This is a genomic window from Gordonia sp. (in: high G+C Gram-positive bacteria) (assembly GCF_047602025.1).
Lineage (GTDB): Bacteria > Actinomycetota > Actinomycetes > Mycobacteriales > Mycobacteriaceae > Gordonia.
The window spans coordinates 1,978,953-2,000,213 of record NZ_JASGII010000001.1 but is presented as its reverse complement, the minus strand read 5'-3'; the positions used below and the strand labels follow the sequence as shown (position 1 = coordinate 2,000,213).

The 21,261-nt window shown below is 71.9% G+C and carries 17 protein-coding genes; 13 read left to right on the top strand and 4 right to left on the bottom strand.

The window, feature by feature from the left end; translation table 11 throughout:
- The first annotated feature begins 32 nt into the window (after window positions 1-32).
- The 7 genes from QM728_RS09945 to QM728_RS09915 all read left to right on the top strand — a co-directional run bounded on the left by QM728_RS09945 (window position 33) and on the right by QM728_RS09915 (window position 10,356).
- Window positions 33-461, top strand: coding sequence for a hypothetical protein (locus QM728_RS09945; RefSeq protein WP_415031857.1), 429 nt, complete (start codon window positions 33-35; stop codon window positions 459-461).
- Between the two features lie 87 nt (window positions 462-548).
- Complete coding sequence (locus QM728_RS09940; protein ID WP_415031856.1) at window positions 549-2,021, top strand: MFS transporter; 1,473 nt, start codon at window positions 549-551, stop codon at window positions 2,019-2,021.
- Between the two features lie 8 nt (window positions 2,022-2,029).
- Complete coding sequence (locus tag QM728_RS09935) at window positions 2,030-5,476, top strand: BTAD domain-containing putative transcriptional regulator (RefSeq protein WP_415031855.1); 3,447 nt, start codon at window positions 2,030-2,032, stop codon at window positions 5,474-5,476.
- A gap of 153 nt (window positions 5,477-5,629) precedes the next feature.
- Window positions 5,630-7,003, top strand: a complete 1,374-nt coding sequence (locus QM728_RS09930; protein ID WP_415031854.1) for an FAD-binding oxidoreductase — start codon at window positions 5,630-5,632, stop codon at window positions 7,001-7,003.
- 76 nt (window positions 7,004-7,079) lie between these two features.
- Window positions 7,080-8,282: a cysteine desulfurase family protein gene (locus QM728_RS09925; protein WP_415031853.1), complete on the top strand. Its 1,203-nt coding sequence runs from the start codon at window positions 7,080-7,082 to the stop codon at window positions 8,280-8,282.
- A complete protein-coding gene (gene mnmA / locus QM728_RS09920; protein WP_415031852.1) occupies window positions 8,279-9,370 on the top strand; it encodes a tRNA 2-thiouridine(34) synthase MnmA in 1,092 nt (363 codons plus the stop codon). Before QM728_RS09925 ends, mnmA begins: the two co-directional genes overlap by 4 nt.
- Window positions 9,367-10,356 (top strand): vitamin-B12 independent methionine synthase, encoded by a 990-nt coding sequence (locus tag QM728_RS09915; RefSeq protein WP_415031851.1) that lies wholly within the window; start codon window positions 9,367-9,369, stop codon window positions 10,354-10,356. Before mnmA ends, QM728_RS09915 begins: the two co-directional genes overlap by 4 nt.
- 103 nt (window positions 10,357-10,459) lie before the next feature.
- Here QM728_RS09915 and QM728_RS09910 read toward each other — a convergent pair whose 3' ends face one another.
- Entirely contained in the window at window positions 10,460-10,861 is a 402-nt protein-coding gene (locus tag QM728_RS09910; RefSeq protein WP_415031850.1) for an MmcQ/YjbR family DNA-binding protein, read from the bottom strand.
- 53 nt (window positions 10,862-10,914) lie between these two features.
- On the opposite strand from QM728_RS09910, the gene ligA reads away from it, so the two are divergent.
- Entirely contained in the window at window positions 10,915-12,960 is a 2,046-nt protein-coding gene (gene ligA / locus QM728_RS09905) for an NAD-dependent DNA ligase LigA (protein WP_415031849.1), read from the top strand.
- Between the two features lie 9 nt (window positions 12,961-12,969).
- Here the strand turns inward: ligA and QM728_RS09900 are convergent, their stop codons facing one another.
- Window positions 12,970-13,629, bottom strand: a complete 660-nt coding sequence (locus tag QM728_RS09900) for an amino acid-binding protein (protein WP_415031848.1) — start codon at window positions 13,627-13,629, stop codon at window positions 12,970-12,972.
- 125 nt (window positions 13,630-13,754) lie between these two features.
- On the opposite strand from QM728_RS09900, the gene gatC reads away from it, so the two are divergent.
- From gatC to gatB, 4 genes are read left to right on the top strand one after another with little or no spacing between them, the layout of a single operon-like run.
- Entirely contained in the window at window positions 13,755-14,054 is a 300-nt protein-coding gene (gene gatC, locus QM728_RS09895) for an Asp-tRNA(Asn)/Glu-tRNA(Gln) amidotransferase subunit GatC (protein ID WP_415031847.1), read from the top strand.
- Window positions 14,054-15,550 (top strand): Asp-tRNA(Asn)/Glu-tRNA(Gln) amidotransferase subunit GatA, encoded by a 1,497-nt coding sequence (gatA, locus tag QM728_RS09890; protein ID WP_415031846.1) that lies wholly within the window; start codon window positions 14,054-14,056, stop codon window positions 15,548-15,550. Before gatC ends, gatA begins: the two co-directional genes overlap by 1 nt.
- Before the next feature lie 46 nt (window positions 15,551-15,596).
- Window positions 15,597-16,631: an ATP-dependent 6-phosphofructokinase gene (locus QM728_RS09885; RefSeq protein WP_415031845.1), complete on the top strand. Its 1,035-nt coding sequence runs from the start codon at window positions 15,597-15,599 to the stop codon at window positions 16,629-16,631.
- 52 nt (window positions 16,632-16,683) lie between these two features.
- Window positions 16,684-18,186, top strand: coding sequence for an Asp-tRNA(Asn)/Glu-tRNA(Gln) amidotransferase subunit GatB (gene gatB / locus QM728_RS09880; RefSeq protein ID WP_415031844.1), 1,503 nt, complete (start codon window positions 16,684-16,686; stop codon window positions 18,184-18,186).
- A gap of 14 nt (window positions 18,187-18,200) precedes the next feature.
- Here the strand turns inward: gatB and QM728_RS09875 are convergent, their stop codons facing one another.
- The gene (locus tag QM728_RS09875; RefSeq protein ID WP_415031843.1) at window positions 18,201-19,388 is read right to left on the bottom strand and encodes a PQQ-dependent sugar dehydrogenase; all 1,188 of its coding nucleotides are present in this window, start codon (window positions 19,386-19,388) and stop codon (window positions 18,201-18,203) included.
- Window positions 19,389-19,533: 145 nt separating this feature from the next.
- Between QM728_RS09875 and QM728_RS09870 the strand changes: the two genes are divergently transcribed.
- On the top strand, window positions 19,534-20,769 hold the full coding sequence (locus tag QM728_RS09870; RefSeq protein WP_415031842.1) for a DoxX family membrane protein: 1,236 nt from the start codon (window positions 19,534-19,536) through the stop codon (window positions 20,767-20,769).
- Window positions 20,770-20,774: 5 nt separating this feature from the next.
- Here QM728_RS09870 and QM728_RS09865 read toward each other — a convergent pair whose 3' ends face one another.
- Complete coding sequence (locus QM728_RS09865; protein ID WP_415032875.1) at window positions 20,775-21,248, bottom strand: MarR family winged helix-turn-helix transcriptional regulator; 474 nt, start codon at window positions 21,246-21,248, stop codon at window positions 20,775-20,777.
- Window positions 21,249-21,261 lie beyond the last annotated feature (13 nt).

Genomic DNA, 21,261 nt, shown 5'->3' with positions numbered 1-21,261 from the left:
TAGCGTGGGCGAATCACTCGAGGAGGCTTTCGATGAAGCGCGGAATCGGCGTCATGTTCTTGAGCGCGATGCTGGCGACGACCGGTGCGGGGGTGGCCCAGGCACGGTTTGCGCCGCCGCTCGGCGACTTCGGCAGCCAGGCCCCGCCGCCGGGAAAGCTCGCCCCCAAGGGAAACGTCACCAAGGTGGTCGCCGGGGTGCGCAGCATGGGCGGCAGCGGCGGCTATGCGCCCCTCGTGAGCTGGTCGGCGCGGAACCAGCGCGGTGCGGCGGTCACCGGGGACCGGTGCCGGATCGAAATCACCTTCCCCGGCCAACGCTGGCCGATGTACAAGTCCACCGCCTGCCAGGGTTCGAGGGGCTTCCCGAATCGCCGCTACACGGAGGCCGCGCGGTATCCGATCACCGTGCTCGAGCGCACGTCGGGTGCGTACGCCACCGTGACCTTCGACGTCGTCTGACCGCGCCAAGCCGTCGCCAAGGGTGCTCCAAGCGGCGGTGGTGACTCTGATCGTCGTAAGGACTGTCTACGACGAGGAGTCACCCCCATGTCCGCACCCGTTGCCCGGTTCAGCCGGGGACAAACCACCACCCTCGTGGTCGCCTGCGCCGCGACCGCGATGCTCATGCTCGACATCGCGGTGGTCAACACCGCGCTCCCGACGATCGCCCGCGAGCTGGACGCGGGCCTGACGGCCCTCAAGTGGGTCGTCGACGGCTACACCCTGGCGCTGGCGACAGTCGTCCTCACCGCCGGCGCCTGGGCCGACCGCGTCGGCCGCCGCTTCGTGTTCCAACTCGGCACGCTCGTGTTCACGCTCGCGTCGACGGCCTGCGCGCTGGCGCCGACGATGCTGTCGCTCAACGGCGCGCGCGTCATCCAGGGCCTCGGTGCGGCACTGTTGTTCGCGACGTCGCTGGCGCTGCTCGCCGACGCGTTTCCAGGCGCCGTGGAGCGCAGCAAGTCGCTGGCCGTCTACGGCGCGACTATCGGCGCCTCCTTCGCCGCCGGGCCGCTGCTGGGCGGCCTGCTCACCGATTTGATCGGCTGGCGGGCCATCTTCCTGGCCAACGTCCCCATCGGCGTCGCCCTCTGGGTCGGTACCCGCAAGGTTCGCGAGTCCCGCAGCGCCGCCCCGCGCCGTGGCGACTGGGCCGGTCAGGCCGCGGTCATGGTGGGCCTGGCCGCGCTGACCTTCGGCTTGATCGAGGCCGGCTCGAGCGGCTGGACCGATCGGCTGACGGTTGGCTCCCTCGCCGTGTCCGCCGTCGCGCTGGGGCTGTTCGTCGCGATCGAGAAGCGCGTGGCCGACCCGATGATGCCGGTGGCGATGTTCGCCAATCGCGGCTTCGCCGGCGCACAGATCGCCACCTTCGCCATCTCCGCGTCGCTCTTCGCCGTGTTCGTCTACTTCACGCTCTACCTGCAGGGCGTGCTCGGACTGTCCGCCATCGAGGCGGGCCTGGTCCCGATGCCCGGCACCGTCATGATGCTGGTCGCGGCGGGCGTCACCGACAAGTTGCTCGGCCGCGTCGCGCCGTGGGTGTTGATCGCGGCCGGCCTGCTGGCGGTCACCGCGGGCATGGCCTGGCTGACGGTCGGCGGAACCAACAGCAGCCCCTGGGACGTCGTGGGCGGCTTCCTGCTCGCCGCGATCGGCGCCGGCGTGTTCAACCCGGTGGTCAGCGGTGTCGTGTTGGCCGAGAGCGACCACGACGACGCCGGGCTAGCCACCGGTATCAACGACACGTTCCGGCAGGCGGGCATCGCGATCGGCGTCGCCGGTCTGGGCGTTTTCTTCCCGGTGCGGTCCGTGCTGCAGGGCGGTTCTCCCCAGGCCTACGTCGACGGGCTGCACGCCGCCCTGTGGTGCAGCGCGGCGATCGCGCTGGCCGGCGCCGCCGTGGTCGCCTGGCTGATGCGCGACGCCCGCGCGACGACGGCCGATCTCGGCGTCGACTCGGATGAGGAGCGTGAGATCCTCGCCCCCGAATACACTCTGACCGTCGAGGCAGAGTGAGGGGCGCGGTGGCGCGAGAGTATCTGGTCCTGGGGCCGTTGGAGGTCCGTCGGGACGGCGACCGAGTCGAACTCGGCCCACCCAAGCAGCGCGTCGTGCTCGGCGCGCTGCTGGTGGCGCGCGGCGCGGTGGTCTCGGTGGACCGCCTGGTCGACACGGTCTGGCCCGACGATCCGCCGGAGGCGGCGACGACGAGTCTGCAGGCCTACATCTCGAACCTCCGCCGGTTGTTGCGCGGGGACGCCGGCGAGCCGTCGCCGATCGAACGGGTGGCCGGCGGATACCGGCTCGACCCGGGACAGGGTCGGCTCGACCTGGCGGAGTTCCTGGACCTCGCCCGCGAGGCCCAACGCGCGCGGGAAGACGGTCGTTGGGAGGACGCGCTGACGGCGTCGGCGGACGCGACCGGCCTGTGGCGCGGCGATCTCCTGGGTGCCGAGGCCGACGGGGCCGAATGGCTCGCCGCCGAGTCGCTGTCGCTGCGGGAGACGCTCGCCGCAGTCGGGGAGACCCAAGTCAGCGCGCTGCTGGCGGCCGGCGACACCGGTTCGGCCCTGGCCGAGATCGTCGCCGCGCGCGCCACCGACCCCTTCCGCGAGCGGGCCGTGTGGCTGCACATGGTCGCCCTCTACCGTGCGGGTCGGGCCGCCGAGGCACTCGACGCCTACACCGACTACCAGCGCCGACTCGACGAGGAGCTCGGACTGGACCCGGGCGTCGAACTGGTCGACCTGCACGGCGCGATCCTGCGGCAAGACCCGTCCCTCGCGGCCTGGCCGCGACCGCCGCACTGGTCGGGGGCCGCCGTCGTCGAGTCGCCCGTCGATGCTGGGCCGATGATGCCCGCCGAGACGGACCGGGTAGGGGCCGCCCTGCCGCTGGTGGGCCGCGGCGAGCAGGTCGCGGGGCTCGCTGAGACGGTCGCGGCGCCCGGCGCGCACTGGGCCCTGCTGACCGGGCCCGCCGGCATCGGCAAGACGCGACTGGCGCAGGAGGCCGCGAGCCTGGCGTCTGCCGCCGGGCGCGAGGTGCTGTGGGTGCGCTGTCCCGACACCGAGGGAACCCCGGCGTGGTGGCCGCTGCGGCAGTTGTGCCGCGAACTCGGGGCCGACCCGGACGATGTGTTGGCGGTGCCCGACGGTGCCAGCGCCGACACGGCGCGGTTCGCGGTCTACGAGCGCGTGCAACACCTGCTCGACGTCAATGCGGCGGCGCGCCCGCTCACGATCATCGTCGACGACGTGCAGTGGGCGGACGCGATGACGCTGGGCCTGCTGTCGTTCCTGGTGACGGCTCTGCGCGACACCCCGATCACCTTCGTCGGCACGATCCGGGACGGCGAGGGAGGGGCGGAGGTCGAGCGCTTCCGCGAAGCGGTGTCGCGTGCGGGCGGCACGACCATGGTCGTGCCGCGTCTGGAGCCGGCGGAGGTGGCGGTCCTGGTGCAGGAGGTCGCCGACGTCGAGCCGGACGAGGAGTCGTTGGCCGCCCTCGTGCGCCGCACCGACGGCAACCCGCTGTTCGTGTCCGAGTTCGCGCGCCTGCCCGTCGAGCAGCAGCGCGCCGACATGGTGCCCGACGCGGTGCGCTCGGTGCTCGACCGCCGTCTCGGCTCGCTGGACCCCGCCGTCCTCGAGGTCATCGCGCATGCGGCCGTGCTCGGTGAAGACGTGGACGTGGCACTGCTGTCGGCGGTGTGCGGGCGCGACCTCGACGATGTCGCGGACTGCCTCGACGAGGCGGTCGACGAGCGGATCCTCGTGACCGATCAGTCCGGCGGTCGCGCCCGATTCGCCCACGCGCTGCTGCGCGAGCAGGCGCTCTCGTCGATTCGTCCATTGCGGCGCTGCCGCATCCACCTCCGCGTGGCCGAGGCCCTGGTCGATTCGCCCGCCGCCGACGCGAAGGCGTCTCGCGCGGCACACCTGCTCGACGCGCTGCCGGTGGCCGACGCGTCCGACGCCGTCGCCGCGTGTCGCGCGGCCGCGGAGGACGCGTTGCGGCACTGGGACTCCGAGAGCGCCGCGCGCTGGCTCGCCGCCGCGCTGCGCACCCGTGAGGAGGCCGACCCGCAGGCCGCCGACGTCGACGATCTGTTGATCGACCTGCTCAACGCCCAGGCCCGTGCCGGACACCTGCAGGAGGTCATCGCGACCGTCGAGGAGCGGTTGAACCTGGCCATCCGGGCGGGGCGGACGACGACGGCCGGCCGCGTGGCCGGCGTGCTGATCCGGGCCGCCGGAGCGTGGCCGTGGATCGGCCCCCACGTGGAAGCGGAGAGTCTGCGCGCGGTGCTCGCCGAGACCGCGGGATTCGTGGCCGACGACCCCGCCAGCCTCGCCCGAGTCCTCGCCGCCAGTGCCCTCGGCGAGAGTTACGCGCGCGACGCGGCGGTGCCCGCCGCGCTGCTCGAGCGCGCCGATGCGGCGGCTGCGTCCGCCGGCGGCGACGCCGCGTCGGCCGATGTCACGCTGGCGAAGCTGATCACCTACTCGTGCGTCGCCCCGTTCGCCGAGGCCTCGTTCGAGTGGGCCGAACAACTACGTCGGTCGAACCACCCGGACCGCGACGTCGACAACGTCATCGTCGACACCGTGATGACCACGGCGGCCATGCTGCTCGGCGACGTCGGCGGCGCCGAGGATCTGACCCGGCGCGCCATCGCGGCGAGCGAACGGCTTTGTCTGCCCATCGTGCGCGCCCAGTTGCGCTGGATGCAGGCGTCCCTGGCCGTCTGGCACGGGCGGTTCGACCTGGCCAAGGATCATTTCCGCACCGCGATCGCCGTGCACGAGGACACCCAGCTGTACGTCGCCGGCAGTGGCGCACTCGCGATGATGGCGCTGGCGACCGAGCAGGGGGTGCTGGGGGAGTTCATCGACACCGGCGGGATGCTGCCGGTCGACTGGGCGAAACTCATCGTCGATCAGTTCACCGACAACCAGGTGATGGTGATGCTGGCCGCCGGTGTCGCGGCGATCGCGGGCGCCGAGGGCGATCGGGAACTCGCCGAGAAGATGGTGCGCTCCTGGCTCGCCGACGACCGGGCCATGGTGTGGACGTCGCTGGGCAACGCGGTCCTGCTGGCCGGCGTCGTGGCGGACTTGGGTCTGGTCGAGTACGCGCCCGCGCTGCGCGACTACCTCGCCGACTACAGCAAGTGCATCGCGGTGACCGGCCACGTCGGCTGCGTCGGCCCGGTGGCGCTGTACCTCGCCGAGCTGGCCTTCCTGCTCGGCGATACCGCGGCGGCCGACGAACTGGTCGCCACGGCGTGGGGGATCGCCCGGCGCGGCGACGGCAAGCCGTCGATCCTGCGCTGCCGGCTGCTCATGGCGCGGATGCATCCCGATCAACCGGGCCGTCGCGCCGAACTCGCCGACATCGAGGCCCGGGCCGGTGCCCTCGGCACCGAGTCGGTGGCCGCCGCGGCGCGGGCCCTGCTGGCCGACTGATCGGTTCTGCGCAGGTCAGCGGCCTCGATCCGGCACTCCAAGTCGGCGCCAAGTGCATAACAAGCGTCGCGGGCGACGGTAGATGCGAGCCCGAACAACCGGGCTCCCCGACCCGGCGGATTTCCGTCGCGGCCACATCTATCGGAGAGAGCCATGAGCAATGCCCACACGCCCCCCAACCTCGCTGACCTGCGCGGCCGCGTACGCGGTGCGGTGCACGGTCCCACAGACCCGGGTTATCCCGCTGTCGGCTTCAACGTCGCAGTCGATCGTCGGCCGGCGGCCGTCGTTGACGTCGCCGATGCGGCCGATGTCGCCGCCAGCGTCGCCTTTGCCGCGACGCACGGCCTGACGGTCGCCGTCTTCGCGACCGGCCACGGCGGCACCCCGGTCGGCCCCACCACGATCCTGCTGCGCACCACGGACCTGGACTCGTGCGTCGTCGACGCCGAGTCCCGAACCGCGCGCGTCGGCGCCGGCGTGCGGTGGCAGACCGTGATCGATGCGGCCGCCCCGCACGGGCTGGCGGCCCTCTGCGGCTCGGCCCCGAGCGTCGGCGTCGCCGGCTACATCTCCGGCGGCGGCATCGGCCCGTTGGTGCGCACGGTCGGATCGTCGGCCGACCACGTCCGCGAGATCACCGTCGTCACCGGCGATGCGGCGGTGCGCACCGTGTCGGCCACGGAGAACCCCGAACTGTTCTGGGGCCTGCGCGGCGGAAAGGCGACGCTCGGCATCATCACCGAGGTGGTCCTCGACCTGCCCGAGATCGCCGAGTTCTTCGGCGGCGCGGTCTACTTCGACGGCGGCGACGCGGCCGCGGTTCTGCGGGCGTGGCGGGAATGGTCTGCGGGCCTGCCCGACGAGGCGTCGACCTCGGTGGCGCTGTTGAACCTGCCGCCGCTGCCGGACGTGCCGCCGATGCTGGCCGGCAAGCTGACCGTCGCGGTGCGCTACGCCTGCCTCGCCGATCCAGAATCGGCCGCCGAGTGGTTCGCGCCGATGCGCGCGGCCGCGTCGCCGCTCCTGGACGCCGTCGGTCCCATGCCGTACGCGGCGATCGGCGCCGTCCACGCCGACCCGCCGGGTCCGATGCCGGCGACCGAGCACGGCGGCCTCCTCGCCGCGCTGCCGGACGAGGCGATCGACATCCTGCACGGCCTGGCGACCTCACCGGCCGCGCCGCTGTTGCCGGTCGTCGAGGTGCGCCAACTCGGCGGTGCGTTCGCGCGGGAGCCGGAGGTGCGCTCGGCGCTCTGCCACCGCGACGCCGCGTTCAACCTCAACATGGTCGGCATCCTCGCCGACGAGGAGGCGGCCGGCGCGGTCCTGGGCGCGATCGGATCCTCCTACGAGGCGCTGGGTCCGTGGCTGACCGGCGGCGTGCTGCCCAACTTCGTCGCCACCGACGACCGGGCACGGATCCGCGACTGCTACGACGACGACACCGCCGCCTGGCTGTCGGCGCTGGCCGACCAACTCGACCCGAAGGGCGTCTACCGGGTGGGCCAGGTGATGCGCGGCTGACCGGGGACGCGCCGCCGACCCCGAGCCCGGCTGCGAATTGGAGGGCTCCGGCGGCGCGTCTATCCTGGTGAGCACTATGTCCGCCGCATCCGAGGGGTCTGTCTACCTCGACAATGCCGCCTCCACGGCCGTGCGCCCGGAGGCGGTGTCGGCGATGCTGCCGATCCTCGCCCAGCCGGGCAACCCGTCGTCGCTGCACGCCGCCGGCCGCGCCGCCCGCCGCCACCTGGAGGAGGCGCGCGAATCGATCGCGGGCAACCTCGGCGCGCGCCCCAGCGAGGTCGTCTTCACCTCCGGCGGCACCGAGTCGGACAACTTGGCGCTCAAGGGGATCGTCGCCGCCCGCCGCGGCGCCGATCCGCGGCGCCGCCGCGTCGTCATCTCCGCCGTCGAGCACCACGCGATCCTCGATCCGGCCGAGGCGATCACGACGGGCGACGACCTCGAGCTCGTCGTCATCGGCGTCGACGACGGGGGCTTCCTCGACGTCGACGCGCTGGCCGCCGAGGTCGCCGGGCACGCCGACGAGATCGCGGCGATTTCGGTCATGTGGGCGAACAACGAGGTCGGCACGATCCAGCCGATCGAGCAGATCGCCGCGGTCGGACGCGAGCACGGCATCCCGGTGCACTCGGATGCGATCCAGGCCGTCGGCCACATCCCGGTCGACTTCGCCGCCAGCGGCTTGTCCGCCATCTCGGTGGCCGCCCACAAGTTCGGCGGGCCACAGGGCATCGGTGCGCTCATTCTCGGCCGCGACGTCGCGCTGGCGGCGCTCACCCAGGGCGGCGGGCACGAGCGCGACCTGCGCCCGGGCACCCAGAACGTCGCCGGTGCGGTCGGCATGGCAGCGGCGCTAGCCGAGGCGACCGGCAACCTCGCCGCCGAGGCGAAGGCCGTCGCCGCGCGCCGCGACCGACTTTTCGACCACCTACTCGGCGTCGAGGGCACGCGCGTCAACGGCCCGCGCGGCGACCTGCGCCTGCCGGGCAACGCCCACGTGTCCTTCGACGGCTGCGAGGGAGACTCGCTGCTGATGCTCCTCGACGCCCAGGGCATCGAGTGCTCGACGGGGTCGGCGTGCACGGCCGGCGTCGCGCAGGCGAGCCACGTGCTGCTGGCCATGGGCCTGCCGATGGACGTCGCCCGCGGCTCGCTGCGGTTCAGCCTCTCGCACACCACCACCGACGCCGACATCGACCGCGTGGGCGCGGTGATCGGCGATGTCGTCGCCCGGGCCCGCGCCGCCGGGCTCGTCGCGTCCGGCGGGCGATCATGAGGGTGCTCGCCGCCATGAGCGGCGGCGTCGACTCGGCGGTCGCCGCCGCCCGTGCCGTCGACGCCGGACACGACGTCGTCGGCGTGCACCTGGCGCTGTCCGAGACGCCGGATGCGCTGCGAAGCGGATCGCGCGGCTGCTGCTCGCGCGAGGACGCCGACGACGCGCGCCGCGTCGCCGACATCCTCGGCATCCCGTTCTACGTGTGGGACTTCGCCGAGCGGTTCCGCGAGGACGTCATCGACGACTTCGTCGCCGCCTACGCCGCCGGCGAGACCCCCAACCCGTGCCTGTCGTGCAACGAGAAGATCAAGTTCGCCGCGCTCGCCGAGAAGGCCCACGCCCTCGGCTTCGACGCGCTCGCCACGGGCCACTACGCGCGCCTGGTCGACGGTGAGCTGCGTCGGGCCGTCGACAACGACAAGGACCAGTCGTACGTGCTCGCCGTCCTGACCGCCGACCAGCTCGCCCGCGCGATGTTCCCGGTCGGGGACACCCCCAAGCCGCGGATCCGCGAGGAGGCCGCCAGCCGCGGCCTGCTCGTCGCCGACAAGCCCGACTCGCACGACATCTGCTTCATCCCCACCGGGGACACCCAGGCCTTCCTCGGCGCGAAGATCGGCGTGCGACCCGGCGCCGTCGTCGACGCCGAGACCGGGGAGCGGCTGGCCGAGCACGACGGCGTCCACGGCTTCACGATCGGCCAGCGCAAGGGCCTCGGCATCGACGCCCCCGCGCCCGACGGCCAGCCGCGCTACGTCACCGGGATCGACGCGCAAACGGCAACCGTCACCGTCGGGCCCGCGTCGGCACTGGGCGTCAGCCGAATCACCGCGCGGCACGCGATCTGGACGTCGGGCACGACTCCCGGCGGAGCTGTCGAGTGCACCGTGCAGGTGCGCGCCCACGGCGGCCTCGCACCGGCCGTGGCCACCCCGGTCGAGGTCGACGGCGAGCCGGGCATCGAGATCGAGCTGCGCGAGCCGCTGACCGGAGTCGCCACCGGCCAGGCCGCGGTGCTCTATGTGCCCGACGCCGAGCGCGGGGACCTCGTGATCGGCTCCGGCCGCATCGCCGCCACCGCATGACCCGCCTGCTCGGCGGCCGGGGCACCGGTGTCGGACCCATGCCCGGAGTGGACCCGCTCGCCGCTGCTCGCACGGTTTTCGACGAGGTGGCGCTGCCCTATGTCCCCGAACTGCCCGCGCGCGGCCTCGGCGCCGATCCGATCGGCCGGGCGGCCGCGCTGCTCGTCGACATCCCCGTCGACGTCGTCGGCGGCGACTTCCGCCTCGGTGGCGGGCGCACGCGGCTGATGAGTCGCGCCGAGGGCTTCCTGCGGTCGGACCTCGACGCCGTCGAGGAGGTCATCGAGCGCAGCGGGTCGTCGGCACCGGTGAAGCTGTCGGTACTCGGCCCGTTCAGCTTCGCCGCCCTCGTCGAGCTGCCCGGCGGCCACAAGCTCGTCCACGACCCGGGGGCCTGGCGCGACGTCGTCGCGTCACTGGGGGAGGGCCTCGCGCAGTGCGGCGACGAACTCGCCCGCCGATTCGGCTCGGAGATCGTCGTCCAACTCGACGAGCCGCTCGTCGGACGGGTTGTCGACGGTCAGATCGCGCCGCTGACCCGGCTCGACGTCAACCCGCCCATCCCGGTCGCGGACGTGGCCGCCGCACTGTCTGGTCTGGTCCGGCGCGTCGGTCGGCCGATGGTGCTGCACACCGGCGACCAGCGGCGGTGGGATCTGGTCGCGGCACTGCCCGGCTGGGCGGCGTCGTTCGACCTCACCGGCGTCGGCGTCGACGAGTACGACGCGCTGGGTGCCTTCCTCGACGTCGGTGGGGAACTGGTCGCGGGGATCGTGCCGATCGAAGAGCCGTCGTCACCGGTGTCCGCCGACGAGTTGGCGACCCGGGTGGTCGACCTCGTCGACCGGATCGGGCTGCCGCGCACCGTGCTGGTGAAGCAGGTCGCCGTTGCGCCAGCGGGTGGGCTGGCCGGGGCGGGGGACTGGGCGGGCCGTTCGCTGGCGTTGGCGACCCGTGTCGCCGAACAGCTGGGCCACGCCGACTAATCCGCCGAGTGGGCGGTCAAACCGTGCCGAGTGGGCGGTCAAACCTTGCCGAGTGGGCGGTCAAACCTTGCCGAGTGGGCGGTCAAACCCTGCCGAGTGGGCGCTACTCGGCGTCGAGTTCGGCGATGGCGCGCTTGGGCGCCACCTCGCGGAACGACGCGTCGAGGAGTTCGCCGACCTCCGCCCAGTCGGTGTCGTCGTCGAGGATCAGACCGACCCAGCCGTAGGCGCCCATGTAGGCGGGCAGGAAGAAGCGATCGTCGGCGAGCAGCGCCTCCCGTTCGGCGGGATCGGCGACGACCAGCAGCGCCTGGTCGAAGCGTCGACCCGCGGTGCCGTCGTCGCGGCGCTTCTCACCGCCGCCGTACATGCCGAACATCTTCGGGCAGCGGAACGTGGGACGGCCGTGCGCGACCTTCTCGGTCGCGGTGGGGAAGGCGAGCGCGAGCTCGCGGACGCGCGCCAGGACCGGGTCGTCGTCGGAGAACATGATCGGGTGCGGCACGCACCCCATTCTGCGCCGCCGACGGGTCGGACCCCTGCATTACGCTGCATACCGTGGACAACGGCGATGTGCAGCGCGAGTGGAACGACCTGGCCGAACAGGTCCGCGACCACCAGTTCCGCTACTACGTGCGGGATTCGCCCATCGTGTCCGACGCCGAGTTCGACGAGCTCTTCCGCAAGCTTCAGGCGCTCGAAGAGGCCTACCCCGAACTGGCCGTGCCCGACTCCCCGACGAAGCTGGTCGGCGGCGGTTTCGCGACCGAGTTCGGCGCCGTCGACCACCTCGAGCGGATGCTCTCGCTCGACAACGTCTTCAACGACGACGAGATGCGCGCCTGGGTCGAGCGCACCGACGCCGCGGCCGGCGCGAAGGTCCCGTTCCTCTGCGAGCTCAAGATCGACGGCGTCGCCCTCAACCTCGTCTACGAGAACGGCAAGCTCGTGCGGGCGGCCACCCGCGGCGACGGCCGCACCGGTGAGGACGTCACCCTCAACGCGCGCACGATCGAGGACATCCCCGACGAGCTGGCGCCGTCGGCGAAGTACCCGGTGCCCGAGGTGCTGGAGGTGCGCGGCGAGGTCTTCTTCCGCCTGGCCGACTTCGAGGCACTCAACGCCAGCCTCGTCGAAGCGGGCAAGGCGCCCTTCGCGAATCCGCGCAACAGCGCCGCCGGATCACTGCGGCAGAAGAACCCGGCGATCACCGCCCAACGCCGCCTCGGCATGTACTGCCACGGCGTCGGCTTCACACGGGGCTGGCGACCGGAGAGCCTGCACGACGCCTACCTGGCGCTCGGGGAGTGGGGGCTGCCGGTGTCGAGTCACACGACCCGGGTCGACGACTCGCAGCAGGTGCTCGAGCGGATCGCCTACTGGGGCGAGCACCGCCACGACGTCGAGCACGAGATCGACGGCATCGTCGTCAAGGTCGACGACTTCGCGGTCCAGCGCCGCCTGGGCAACACCTCGCGGGCGCCGCGCTGGGCGATCGCCTACAAGTACCCGCCCGAGGAGGTCACCACCAAGCTCCTCGACATCCGCGTCGGCGTCGGCCGCACCGGCCGCGTCACGCCGTACGCGTTCATGGAACCCGTCTTGGTCGCCGGCTCGACCGTCGCCCGCGCGACGCTGCACAACGAGTCCGAGGTCCGCCGCAAGGGCGTGCTGATCGGGGACACCGTGACCATCCGCAAGGCCGGCGACGTCATCCCCGAAGTCCTCGGGCCGGTCGTCGACCTGCGCGACGGCAGCGAACGCGCCTTCGTCATGCCGACGTCGTGCCCCGAGTGCGGAGCTTCGCTGCGGCCCGAGAAGGACTCCGACGTCGACATCCGCTGCCCCAACGCGCAGACGTGCCCGGCGCAGCTGCGCGAGCGCCTGTTCCACCTGGCTTCGCGCGGCTCTTTCGACATCGAGGCGCTCGGCTACGAGGCCGCGACGGCGCTGCTGACGTCGAAGATCATCGTCAACGAGGGCGACCTGTTCGCCCTCACCGCCGACGACCTCGCCAGGGCAGACCTCTTCGTCACCAAGGCGGGCGCGCTCTCGGCGAACGGCAAACGACTGCTGGACAACCTCGCCAAGGCCAAGCAGGTGCCGCTGTGGCGCGTGCTCGTCGGGCTGTCCATCCGCCACGTCGGCCCGACCGCGGCCCGCTCGCTGGCCACCGAGTTCGGCTCCCTCGACGCGATCGAGGCCGCCGACGAGGACCAACTGGCCGCGACCGACGGCGTCGGCGGGATCCTGGCCGCCTCGATCCGGGATTGGTTCTCCGTCGACTGGCACCGCGAGATCGTCGACAAGTGGCGCGCCGCCGGGGTCTCCATGGTCGACGAGCGCGACGAGTCCATCGCCCGCACGCTCGAGGGCAAGACGATCGTCGTCACCGGTTCGCTGGTCGACTTCTCCCGCGACGGCGCGAAAGAGGCGATCATCGCGCGGGGCGGCAAGGCGTCGGGGTCGGTGTCGAAGAAGACCGACTACGTCGTCGTCGGCGAATCGCCGGGATCCAAGGCGGAGAAGGCCGAGCAACTCGGGGTGCCGATCCTCGACGAGGACGGCTTCAAGCGGTTGCTGGAGACCGGCGCCGCGGAGTAGCAGGACCGGTCAGGTGGCCGACCGCCCGATGCTCCCGATGATCCCGATCAGGTAGCCGAGCCGGGCCACCTCGGCCGGCCGGAAGTCGGGGCCGCCGACGCGGCCGAGGAGCAGGGCGCGCGGACCGCCCTCCAGCGGTGCGGCGACGAGCCGGGTGTCCGAGTCGCGCCAGGTCTGCGGCACGCCGGGGTCGTGCGGGTCGATCGTCGCCGCCGTCGAGAGCGGCAGCCAGGAGGCGGCCGCCAAGGGAGTCTCCGGTGCCCCCGAGCTGCCGCACACGGTGACCGTCGCACCCGCGTCGGTCTTGGCGACGACGGTGGCCCAGGACGCGCGCAGGACCTCGGGGGCGTCATCGACCAGCTTCTGCAGGCGGTCGGATCCGGCGGTCGCGACGTGGTCGACGAGCTCGAGTTCGCGGTGGGTGTCCAGCACGCCGGCATAGGGGCGGACCGAGTCGACGTGGGCGCCGGCCGTGCTCGCCGCGGTGATCAGGGTGTCCGGCAACGAGCCGAAGGGCAGATCCACGACGATGTCGTCCACGGCGTATCCGTCGCCGCGCTCGATGACCTCCAGCGAGATGATGTCGGCGGCCACCCCGCCGAGCGCCACCGCGAGTTGGCCGAGGCTACCGGGGCGGTCATCGATGGTCACGCGCAACAGATACGACACCCGCCCATTGTTCCACCCGCGGCGTCCGGCGGCGCGGCGAAGGCGGCCGGGCCGCCCGGCGCTGAAGCCGACGGCGCCGCCCAATAAGCTGGAGGGTGAAGCCCCCGGCTGGAAGGACGAGGAACTTGGCTGCCATCTCGCGCGACGAGGTCGCCCACCTGGCGCGGCTGTCGCGGCTCGCGCTGACCGACGACGAGCTCGACCACTACGCGACCCAGCTCGATGCGATCCTGGGCCACGTCGCCTCCATCTCCGAGGTGGCCGCCGACGATGTGCCGCCGACCGCCCACCCCGCCCAGCTCGACAACGTGCTGCGGGCCGACCGGGTGACCCCCGGCCTCACCCGCGAGCAGGCGCTCTCCGGCGCACCCGCCGTCGAACAGGACCGCTTCGCCGTCCCGCAGATCCTGGGGGAGGAGCAGTAGTGGCCGCCGCGAAGACCAGCTACACCGGCGTCGACGACCCGATCCTGGGCGCGACCGCCGCCGAGCTCGGCGAGAAGATCGCCAACCGCGAACTCTCCTCGGTCGAGGTCACCCGCGCCCACCTGGACCGCATCGCCGAGATCGACGAGACCATCGGCGCCTTCCTGCACGTCGGCGCCGACGAGGCGCTGGCCGCCGCCGAAGAGGCGGACAAGGCTGTCGCCTCCGGCGCGGCGACGTCGCCGCTGACCGGCGTGCCGATCGCCCTCAAGGACGTGTTCACCACCGTCGACGCCCCGACCACGTGCGGCTCCAAGATCCTCGAGGGGTGGGTGCCGCCCTACGACGCGGCCGTCACCGAGCGGCTGCGCGCCGCGGGGCTGCCCATCCTGGGCAAGACCAACATGGACGAGTTCGCCATGGGCAGCTCGACGGAGAACTCCGCCTACCAGGTCACGCGCAACCCGTGGGACATCGAACGGATCCCCGGCGGCTCCGGCGGCGGCAGCGCCGCGGCGCTGGCGTCGTACTCGGCGCCCCTGGCCATCGGCACCGACACCGGCGGCTCGATCCGCCAGCCGGCCGCGGTGACCGCGACCGTCGGCGTCAAGCCCACCTACGGCACGGTGTCGCGCTACGGCCTCGTCGCGTGTGCGTCGTCGCTGGACCAGGGCGGACCGTGCGGCCGCACGGTGCTGGACACCGCGCTGCTGCACGAGGTCATCGGCGGGCACGACCCGCGCGACTCGACCTCCATCGACGCGCCGATCGGCGACCTGGTCGCCGCCGCCAAGAAGGGCGCCGACGGCGACCTGTCGGGCGTGCGCGTCGGTGTCGTCAAAGAACTCGCCGGCGAGGGCTACCAGGAGGGTGTGCTCGCGTCCTTCAACGCCGCGGTGAAGACCCTCACCGACCGCGGCGCCGAGGTCGTCGAGGTCAGCTGCCCGCACTTCACCTACGCACTCGGCTCCTACTACCTGATCCTGCCGTCGGAGGTGTCGAGCAACCTCGCGCGCTTCGACGCCATGCGCTACGGCCTGCGCGTCGGCGACGACGGCAGCCACAGCGCCGACGAGGTGATGTCCCTCACCCGGGAGGCGGGCTTCGGCGCCGAGGTCAAGCGCCGCATCATGATCGGGACGTACGCCCTGTCGGCCGGTTACTACGACGCCTACTACGGGCAGGCCCAGAAGGTGCGCACGCTCATCGCGCGCGACTTCGCCGCCGCCTACGAGACCGTCGACGTGCTGGTCGCCCCGGTCACCCCGACCACGGCGTTCAAGCTGGGGGAGAAGGTCGACGACCCGCTGGCGATGTACCGCTTCGACCTGTGCACCCTGCCCGTGAACCTGGCCGGCGTCGCCGCGATGTCGGTGCCGTCGGGGCTGTCCGACGGTCTGCCGGTCGGTCTGCAGATCATGGCGCCGGCGATGGCCGACGACCGGCTCTACCGGGTCGGCGCCGCCTACGAGGCGGCGCGCGGCCCCATCGCGTAGCCGTTAGATTTGGCCCACGACCACCCAGCGACGACGAGGAGCACGCATGCCCCGCTTCGGGATCCTGACCTCCGGCGGTGACTGTCCGGGTCTCAACGCCGTCATCCGCGCCATCGTCATCGACGCCGACTCCGTGCACAACGACTACGAGTACGTGGGGTTCAAAGACGGCTTCTGGGGACTGGTGTACGGCGAGACCATCCCCCTCGACCGCAACACCGTCCGCGGCATCTCCAAAGAGGGCGGCACCATCCTGGGGACGAGTCGGTTCGGGCCGTACACCGAGCCCGACGGCGGTCCGGAGAACATCAAGAAGGCGCTGAAGCGCATCGGCGTCGACGGCGTCATCTCCATCGGCGGCGACGGCACGATGGCGGCCTCGGCGCGGCTGTTCGAAGACGGCATCCCCACCGTCGGCGTCCCCAAGACCATCGACAACGACCTCGCCGCCACCGACTACACGTTCGGCTTCAACACCGCCGTGGAGATCTCCACCGAGGCCGTCGACCGCCTGCGCACCACCGGCAACTCGCACAAGCGCTGCATGGTGCTCGAAGTGATGGGACGGCACGCCGGCTGGATCGCGCTCTACTCGGGATTGGCCGGCGGCGCGCACGCCATCCTGATCCCCGAGGCGCCCGAATCGTTGGAGCAGGTGTGCGAGTGGGTCTCCAGCGTCCGCGATCGCGGACGTTCCCCGATGGTCGTCGTCGCCGAGGGCTTCACCCTCCCGGAGATGAGCGAGGCTCATTCGCACAAGGGGCTCGACGGTTTCAACCGTCCCCGGCTGGGCGGCATCGGCGAGATCCTCGCCCCGCTCATCGAGGAGAAGACCGGTATCGAGACCCGCGCGACCGTCCTGGGCCACATCCAGCGCGGCGGCGTCCCCAGCGCGTGGGACCGCGTCCTGGGCACCCGGTTCGGCTTCGCGGTGCCCGAGCTGATCGCCGACGGCGGCTGGGGCCAGATGCTCGCGCTGAACGGCACCAAGATCGTGCGCGTGCCCTTCACCGAGGCTGTCGGCCACACCAAGAACGTGCCGCTCGACCTGTACAACGAGGCCCGCGCCGCCTTCGGCTGACCCCGCCCGACCAGCGACAACACCGGGACTGCCCGGGGATAGGATGAGACGCATGACTGCGCCTGCGACCGAGCTCATGGAGTTCGACGACGTCCTCGCCGCCTACGATCCCGTCCTGGGCATGGAGGTGCACGTCGAGTTGGGCACCGAGACGAAGATGTTCTGCGGCTGCCCGACGGCCTTCGGCGCCGAGCCGAACACCCAGGTGTGCCCGGTCTGCATCGGCTTGCCCGGTTCGCTGCCCGTCGCCAACGCCGCCGCCATCGAGTCGGCCATCCGCATCGGACTGGCGCTGAACTGCTCGATCCGCCCGTCCAGCGTGTTCGCGCGGAAGAACTACTTCTACCCGGACCAGCCGAAGAACTACCAGATCAGCCAGTACGACGAGCCGATCGCCTACGACGGCCACCTCGAGGTGGTCCTGGCCGACGGGACTCCGTGGCGGGTCGAGATCGAGCGCGCCCACATGGAGGAGGACACCGGCAAGTCCCTGCACATCGGCGGCACCGGGCGCATTCACGGCGCCAGCCATTCGCTGCTCGACTACAACCGCGCCGGCGTGCCCCTCGTCGAGATCGTCACCCGGCCGATCGAGGGCGCCGGCGAGCGCGCGCCCGAGGTGGCCCGCGCCTACGTCACCGCGCTGCGCGACCTGCTCAAATCGCTGAACGTGTCCGACGTCCGCATGGACCAGGGGTCGCTGCGCTGCGACGCCAACGTCTCCCTCATGCCCAAGGGTGCCCAGGAGTTCGGCACGCGCACCGAGACCAAGAACGTCAACTCGCTCAAGAGCGTCGAGACAGCGGTCCGCTACGAGATGTGCCGCCAGGGCGCCGTGCTCGCCGGTGGCGGCGAGGTCGTGCAGGAGACCCGCCACTTCCAGGAGGGGGACGGCACCACGTCGGCGGGCCGCCGCAAGGAGACCGCCGAGGACTACCGCTACTTCCCCGAGCCGGATCTGCCGCCGGTCAGCCCGGACGCCGCGTGGATCGAGGAGCTGCGCGGCACCCTGCCCGAGCTGCCGTGGGTGCGCCGCGCGCGCATCCAGGAGGAGTGGGGCGTGTCCGACGAGGTCATGCGCGACCTGGTCAACGTCGGCGCCGTCGACCTCATCATCGCCACCGCCGACGCCGGCGCCTCGCCGGAGGCTGCCCGCAGTTGGTGGGTGTCCTTCCTCGCGCAGCAGGCCAACAGCCGCGACGTCGAGCTCGCCGACCTCCCGATCACCCCGGCACAGGTCGCCCGCGTCATCGCCCTCGTCGACGAGGGCAAGCTGACCAACAAGCTGGCCCAGCAGGTCGTCGTCGGCGTGCTCGACGGCGAAGGGGAGCCTGACGAGGTCGTCGCCGCGCGCGGGCTCGAGGTCGTGCGCGACGACTCGGCGCTGCAGAAGGCCGTCGACGAGGCGCTCGCCGCCAACCCGGACATCGTGGAGAAGATCCGCGGCGGCAAGGTGCAGGCGGCCGGCAAGATCGTCGGCGACGTCATGAAGGCCACGCGCGGCCAGGCCGACCCCGCGCGGGTCAAGGAACTCGTCCTCGCCGCCTGCGGTTAGGCGGCGAAGCCGGGCTACATCCGGCTTTCCTCGCTGCCCCCGCCGGCCGGGACGAGGAAGCGCACGACGCGGTCGTCCTGCGAGACGACCTTCGGCCCGTACTGCTTGTTGACCGTCGCGAACTGGATCAGCCCGTTGCCGACCGGTCGCATCCGGCCGATGGCGCCGTACTGCTTGTCCAGCGCGACAGTCGGCTTGTCGACGTTCGGCTTGTCCGGGGTCGGCGCCGTGATGACCTCGATGTGTTGGGTGCGGATCGTGCCCACCGCGATCACGCCCTCGGTGACCGCACAGCCGCCCAGCCCCGGCTTGTCCGGCCATGCCCACACCGTGCGCAGACCGCTCTTGGTGACGCGGGAGAGCCGGTCGGCGTTGTCCGCGCCGTCGGCGAGGAAGATCGCGTCGCTCGACGGGCACAGCGCCGGGTTGGACCCGACGCCCGACGCGAGCACCTTCGGCGGGGCGTTGCGGCCGGAGGTGAATTCGGTGACGAGCAGGACCTTGCCGGCGAGGGAGGCCGGGTTGTTGGCGGCCGCGGGGTTGCCGGCGTCGCCGGTGGCCACCACCAGCTCGTTCTGCGAACGGAAGAACATCGAGCCGAGGTTGCCGGTGGCCCCCTTGGGGATGCCGGTGAGGATCGGCTTGGGCACATCGCCCTTGGCGATGCGGACGATCCGGTTGTCGGTCGGCGTCGTGATGTAGGCGTAGATCAGCCGGTCCTGGCGGTAGGTCGGCGAGAGGGCGAAGTCGATGAGGCCGCCGTCGCCGGAGCCGTCGACGCCGGGCACGTCCCACAGCACCTTGTGCTCGGAAAAGCGCTTGGCCTGGATGATGCGGCCGGTGGTGCGCTCGGCCACGACCGTCACATCGCCGCGCTCGTCGCCCGGGGTGACGGCGGCCGTCGACGCCAGGCACGTGGTGATGACGTTCGGATCGGGGTCGACGCACGGTCCGGGGGGAGGGGTCGGCAGTCCCTGCGGCGGTGGCGGCGGCGTCTTCGGCGGCTTCTTCACCTCGAAGGACTCGTTGTACCGCGAGAACGGCCCCGCCTTGCGCTCGTTGTCCTGCTTGCTGAAGTCCGCGCAGCCGCTCAGGCCCGCGGTGGCCAGCACGGCGGCAGCGGCACCCAGGGCGAGAGCGGTGCGGAATCGGCGCGTGCGGCGCGGCGTCCGCGCGGCGTCGACGTCGGGAACGGCGGGCATGGCTACAGCCTAGCGATTCGGTGCCCCGCGCCGCCGGTGACACCGCCGCGACGTCCGCCGATCGGGCGACCGGTGTGAGCAAGCCCGCGCCCGACCGTTCTGCGTCGGTGGCGAAATCGATGACGATTCGCGATAGCGTGGAGCAATGGGTTCCCACCGCCGTGACGGATCGAAAGACGACGCCGAGGCGCAGGAGAAGCGCCGGGTCGAGCAGACGCGGATCCCCGCGCCCCCGAGCGGTTTCGCCCGGGTCGACAGCCTCGACGACCTCGACGAGCACTCCAGCCCGGGCACGGGCGGTCAGCCGAGCGCGGCGGCCGACGACACGGTTCCGGTGCCGGTGACCGAGGGGGCCGAGCCCGAGTTCGCCTTCGACCCGGCCCCGGCCGAGCACCCGGCGCCCGAGCCGGACCCGCCGAAGGAGCGCCGGGGGCCCCGCTGGGGTCGCAAGAAGGCCGAGGACACGGCCGAAGTGCCCGTGAGCGGGGAGGTCCCGGCGGTACCCGAGCCCGCCGAACCGCCCAAGCCGACCGAGTCGTCCGTGCCCGCCGTCGTCGACGAGGAAGAGGCTCCGTTGCCCGAGACCGTGCCCACCGAGGCCGTGCACACCGTCGGCGACGATCAGCCCACCGATCTGTTGCCGGTCGCCGAGCCGGAGATCCCGACGCTGCCGGATCCCGCCACTGAGGCGGTCGCGACCCCGACCGCCAAGGTGCGCACCGGTGAGCCGTACGAGGAGCACGACGAGGCGATGCGCAGTCGGCGCATCACCGACCTGGAGGACCAGATCGCCGACCTGCGCCGCCTCGGTCGGCGCGGCACGACCGACCTCGGCCTGCTGCTGTTGCGCCTCGCCGTCGGCGCGTACCTGGCCGTCGACGGCTGTCGCAAACTGTTCGGCTGGATGGGCGGACCGTCGCTCAACGGCTTCGAGACCGACCTGCTCAACACCCCGAAGCCCGAGCTCGGCTTCAGCAAGTCGTCGGCCGGGATCATCGCGGTCGGCTGGTCGGTCACCGAGCTGGTGGTCGGCGTCGTCCTGATCGCCGGGTTCATCACCCCGATCATCGCCGCCTTCGGCCTCGCGCTCGCCTCGCTCGACCTGGCCTACGGCGTGACCAAGGCCGGCGGCGTCCACGTCTTCGCCGACCAGGCGGACCAGGGCGGCGTTGCCTTCCAGCTCGCGCTGTGGATCATGCTCGCCGTGATCATCCTGGCCGGACCCGGGCGCTACTCGATCGACGGCAGTCGCGGCTGGGCCCGACGGCCGGGCGTCGGCTCACTGCTGTTGCTGATCAGCGGGATCGCCCTGGCGGTGCTGATCTGGATCGCCTTCAACGGGGCCAACCCGCTCGTCTCGACGGGCAACCGCGTCGGCTGACCGGCTCAGGCGTCCTCGGCCGTCAATTCGCCGACCGCGGCGATCTGTTCGGCTGCTGATCGTCGTAGAAAGTCGGCGATTGTGCGCAGCTCGGCGTCCGAGTAGGACGCGTAGAGCGCATGCAGCCGTTCGGTGAACGGCTCGAAGAGTTGTCCGGTGTCGGCGAGGATCTGCTGCTCGTCAGCCGCGATGATCACGCGGCGACCGTCATCGGTGTCGCGCTGTCTGCGGACATAGCCGCGAGCCTCCAGGCGGTCGATGACATCGGAAATCGTTGGTCGTGCCATCCCGGTCGCTTCGGCGAGTTGGGAGTGGGTGAGCGGTCCCGATCGCAACACGACGTCCAGCGACTTTTGGTCGGTAACCGAAAGACCCATCAGGCGGGCGATGGTGGTGTGGAACATCACCGTGGACGTGCTCACCTCGCGCCCGGCCATATCGACCTCGTCGATCAGTGCGGCCCTCGCATCACCTGCCATGGCCGCCACGCTA